Source organism: Paraburkholderia sp., assembly GCF_034668105.1.
Classification (GTDB): domain Bacteria; phylum Pseudomonadota; class Gammaproteobacteria; order Burkholderiales; family Burkholderiaceae; genus Paraburkholderia.
The window spans coordinates 1-4102 of sequence record NZ_JAXDPY010000008.1 but is presented as its reverse complement, the minus strand read 5'-3'; the positions used below and the strand labels follow the sequence as shown (position 1 = coordinate 4102).

Sequence of the window (4102 nt, the reverse complement as noted above, 5' to 3'; positions counted from 1 at the left end):
TGTTTGTTTGCGGTTTCGGGCGCTTTCGCGCGATGAGGCATTGTGGCAAAGGTTTGGGTTTTCTGCAGATGGGGTGGAGATGTCCACTTTCGTGGAAGGGGTGTTTTCTTTTGCCTTTCAGGCGGGGGTGCCTGCGCGGCGCTTATTTGTCTGGTTGCCTATGGCGGTGGTCGTATTTGATTTGCTGCCTATCAGCAATTCCTGCTGCACACCGATTCGCGGCAGCGTTTTTCAATCGTCAGTTTCGTCTGGAGGGCGGGGCAAGCGACCCCCGTGCACGATCACACCGTATGGGGTTTGATCGGCGTGCTGCGTGCTGCGCGGTGCGGAAATTGCGCAGGGATATCACCTCACGTCAGATGGCGTACTGGAAGAGGGGGCGGCAAAACGCCTCGACACCGGGCACGGTGGACGCCGTGTCGCCGCGCATCGGCGACATCCATCGCGTGAGCAGTGCTTTTGGTGATCGTACGTCGCTCAGCATTCACGTGTACGGTGGAAATATCGGCGCGGTGACGCGTTCCGTCTATCCCGCCAGCGGAGGCCGCAAAACCTTTATCTCCGGTTACTCGAACGACGTGTTGCCGAACATCTGGAATGTTTCAAAGGAGTCCCCGATCTCATGAGTTTCGCTCAAGAATTCCGTACCCGATCATTCGACGACGTGCGCCGCACTTTGCTGGATCGCGAGGAAATCGCGCTCGTCGACGTGCGCGAGGAGGATCCGCACGCACGCAGTCACCCGCTGTTTGCTGCAAATCTGTCGTTGTCGGGACTCGAACTGGATGCACCGGTGCGCTTGCCGCGCCGCGACGTGCCGATTGTGGTGTTCGACAACGGCGAAGGGCTTGCCGGGCGCGCTGCGCAGCGGCTGAGCGAGCTGGGCTATACCGACGTCGCGCTGCTCGAAGGCGGTTTGCAAGGCTGGCGCGAGGCCGGCGGCGAGCTGTTTCAGGACGTCAACGTGCCGAGCAAGGCATTCGGCGAACTGGTCGAGAGCGTGCGCCATACGCCCTCGCTGGAAGCGCCGCAGGTGCTGTCGCTGCTCGATCATGAAGCCGACGTGGTCGTGCTCGATGCACGCCGCTTCGACGAATACCACACCATGAATATTCCCGGCAGCGTGAGCGTGCCTGGCGCGGAACTTGTGTTGCGCGCGCGCCAGCTCGCGCCGAATCCGGCCACGCGGATCATCGTCAATTGCGCGGGGCGTACGCGCAGCATCATCGGCGCGCAGTCGCTGATCAATGCGGGCGTGCCGAATCCGGTCGCGGCATTGCGCAATGGCACGATCGGCTGGACGCTTGCCGGCCAGGCACTCGCGCACGGCAGCTCGCGCCGCTTCGAGCCGATTGTCGATGACGCACTTCGTCTCGCCGCGGCCGATTCCGCGCGCGGCGTGGCGGATCGTGCAAGGGTGGGCCGCACCTCGCGCGACGAAGCGCGCCGCTGGGCCGACGAAGCGGTCCGCACCGTGTATCGCTTCGATGTGCGCACCCCCGAAGAATATGAAGCGGGGCACGTGCCCGGCTTTCGCAACGCGCCTGGCGGTCAACTGGTGCAGGAGACCGACATGTTCGCGCCGGTGCGTGGCGCTCGCGTGATCCTTGCCGACAACGACGGCGTGCGCGCGAACATGACCGCGTCGTGGCTCGCCCAGATGAACGTCGAGGTGTATGTGGTGGACGGTCTGGGCAACGCGGACTTCGTCGAAAAAGGTCTCGCGCCCGCCGCGCGTCATGCGCCCACCGCGCCCGATGTCGATGAGATCACGCCGGCGGGACTGGTGACGCTGCTGCAATCGTGTGGCACCGTCGTGCTGGATTTCGCGACCAGTGCGAACTATGTGAAGCGCCATATTCCCGGCGCGTGGTTCGTGATTCGCGGACAGCTCGATGAAGCGTTGCGCAAGCTGCCGGATGCGCAACGCTATGTGCTCACCTGTGGCAGCAGTGCTCTGGCGCGCTTCGCCGCGCCTGAGGTGGCGGCGTTGACGGGTAAGCCGGTGCAGGTACTGAGCGGCGGCACCAACGCCTGGATCGAAGCGGGCCTCGCCGTGGAAAGCGGCGAGACGCGCCTGGCGTCGCCGCGCATTGATCGGTATCGTCGTCCGTATGAGGGAACCGATAACGCGCGCGAAGCGATGAACGCGTATCTGGAATGGGAGTATGGCCTCGTCGCTCAACTTGGACGTGATGGGACGCATGGCTTTCGCGTGCTTTGATGGGTCTTGTTGAGCGAAGCGGACGAGCTTGATGAATCAGGCGCGGCCGTTTAGGCACGGCTGGTTATGGACGCCCGGTCAGGGACGCCCGGTTAGGGACGCCCGGTTAGGGAAGAGGCCAGGAAAACAGGCGAGGCCGTGAGCTGGCCGCACCAGCAGGAGCGAACGAACGTGGCGTGCGGCTCAAGCCACGCGCCGCGTTCGCGCTTCCTTGAATTGCCGCTCGATCGCCGCGCCGAAGCGCTGCACCGGCTGTTGCAATTTACCCAGCACGCGCGGATGCACGAGCCAGATATCGCTCAGCGGCTTGAAGTCGCTGAGCGAGACGATATCGAGCGCGCTCGCGTGAGCGCTGGCCTGCAGCAGCGGTAAGGGTACGAGGCCGAGGCCGTTGCCGTCGGCCACCAGTTGCAATTGCAATTCGGTGTCGAGCGTTTCCAGATTGAGCTTGAGAGTGAGCCCCAGGCCCGTCAGCGTGCGTTGCAGGCCGTCGCGAAAGCCGCCACCATCCGGATTCAACACCCACCCGATCGGCTGGCATTCCGCCAGCGTATGCGCGCGTCTTTTCAACTTGCCTTTCTGCGCGACCACTGCCAGTTTGATGCGGCCAAGCGAGCGTGCCGACAATGTTTCCTCAAAGGTCTTGTTGTTGGGCAGCAGGATCGCGGCGGCGTGGAGTTCGCCCTGCTCGACGCGTTGCAGCAGCTGGCCGCCCCAGCCGGTCGATGCACGCGCTTGCAGGTCAGGGTAGGCCGCCTTGAGACCGCGCATCGCATTCGTGAGCGCGATATCGGCAATCGTCTGCGCGACGCCGAGACGCAAGGTGCCAACCGGTGGCGTGTCGGTGGCGACGATCTCGCGCAGCACGTCGAGTTCGCGCTGAATCACACGGCCTTGTTCATAGACGATGCGGCCCGTGGCCGTCGCTTTCAGCGGGCGCGTATTGCGGTCGAGCAATTCGACGCCGAGCGCCTCTTCGAAATTCTGCAGGCGGCGCGTGATGGTGCCGCTAACCTTTTGATGCGCTGCTTGCGCCGCCGCCGTGCAAGCCGCTTGCGCCGGCAGCGCGGAGTGCGAATCGTCTGCCAATTCGGTGTAAACGCGCTCTCGTCTAAATCCGCCAATCCGTTTAGATTAGCTCGACTTGGAAGTCTTATCGAGGGACCAGGGCGGCCAAACAAGCAGCGGTCCGTCATTCCGGCGTCGGCGTAAGGTCAGAGGCTAAGGTCTCTCACCGCCTCGCACGGGATCGGGCCGCTGCGCGTCGTCCGCAGTTTTTTATGGTTTTTTTGGTGGTTTTTTTGGGCCGCCTGTTGGTGCCGGTTATTGCCGGGTTTGACCGTATCGGCCTGCATGGCGACGCTTTGCACAGCGTCGCTTTTTTGCTTTGTAAGTGGTCGTTTTTTTGCCTTTTCTTGATTTCTTAGTGGTCTATAGTGTTGCCCCTGTGCGGGGCGACAGACTTACTTTCTTTGCCGCCGCGTAACTATTCAGCGCTTGTAAACTGCTACAAAGAAATAAGCAAAGAAAGCGGCTCACCCGCTAGCTCATAAGCGGGTCCCCCGCACAGTCGCGCTAACGGTGCATCTGGAATCCGTGTTCTCGCTTACTCCGCGTGAGTGACACAGCCGTCATACTTCCAGCGACGCTGCGCGCGCCGAAACCCACCTCATAGAACCAACTACCCCGTCTCAGTCTCGCGTGCCGCACAGCATCGTCGCTCGCCATTGAGTCTCCCAAGTCTCGGCAACTATACTCGCCGATCGCTCACCGCTCACCGCTCACCGCTCACCGCCCCCTCGTAACGCCTTGCCGGCCTCGCTCGCGGTTTTCTTCGTGCGCGGTTATTCTGTAGCACGGCTGAAGGGCGCCCCCTTG

General features: G+C 62.6%; 3 protein-coding genes and 1 pseudogene. 3 read left to right on the top strand and 1 reads right to left on the bottom strand.

Translation table 11 applies throughout. The annotated features are described in order from the left end of the window. From QOC89_RS00410 to QOC89_RS00400, 3 genes and pseudogenes are all read left to right on the top strand, one after another. Window positions 1–301 (top strand): hypothetical protein (locus QOC89_RS00410; protein WP_323043210.1); only part of this gene is annotated, 301 nt, incomplete at its 5' end. Further along, window positions 190–626: pseudogene (locus QOC89_RS00405) on the top strand (cysteine dioxygenase); the annotation flags it as partial. The gene QOC89_RS00410 and the pseudogene QOC89_RS00405, both read left to right, overlap by 112 nt. Further along, window positions 623–2224: a rhodanese-related sulfurtransferase gene (locus QOC89_RS00400; RefSeq protein ID WP_323043209.1), complete on the top strand. Its 1602-nt coding sequence runs from the start codon at window positions 623–625 to the stop codon at window positions 2222–2224. The pseudogene QOC89_RS00405 and the gene QOC89_RS00400, both read left to right, overlap by 4 nt. 183 nt (window positions 2225–2407) lie before the next feature. Here QOC89_RS00400 and QOC89_RS00395 read toward each other — a convergent pair whose 3' ends face one another. After that, window positions 2408–3313: a LysR family transcriptional regulator gene (locus QOC89_RS00395; protein WP_323043208.1), complete on the bottom strand. Its 906-nt coding sequence runs from the start codon at window positions 3311–3313 to the stop codon at window positions 2408–2410. Between the last annotated feature and the right edge of the window lie 789 nt (window positions 3314–4102).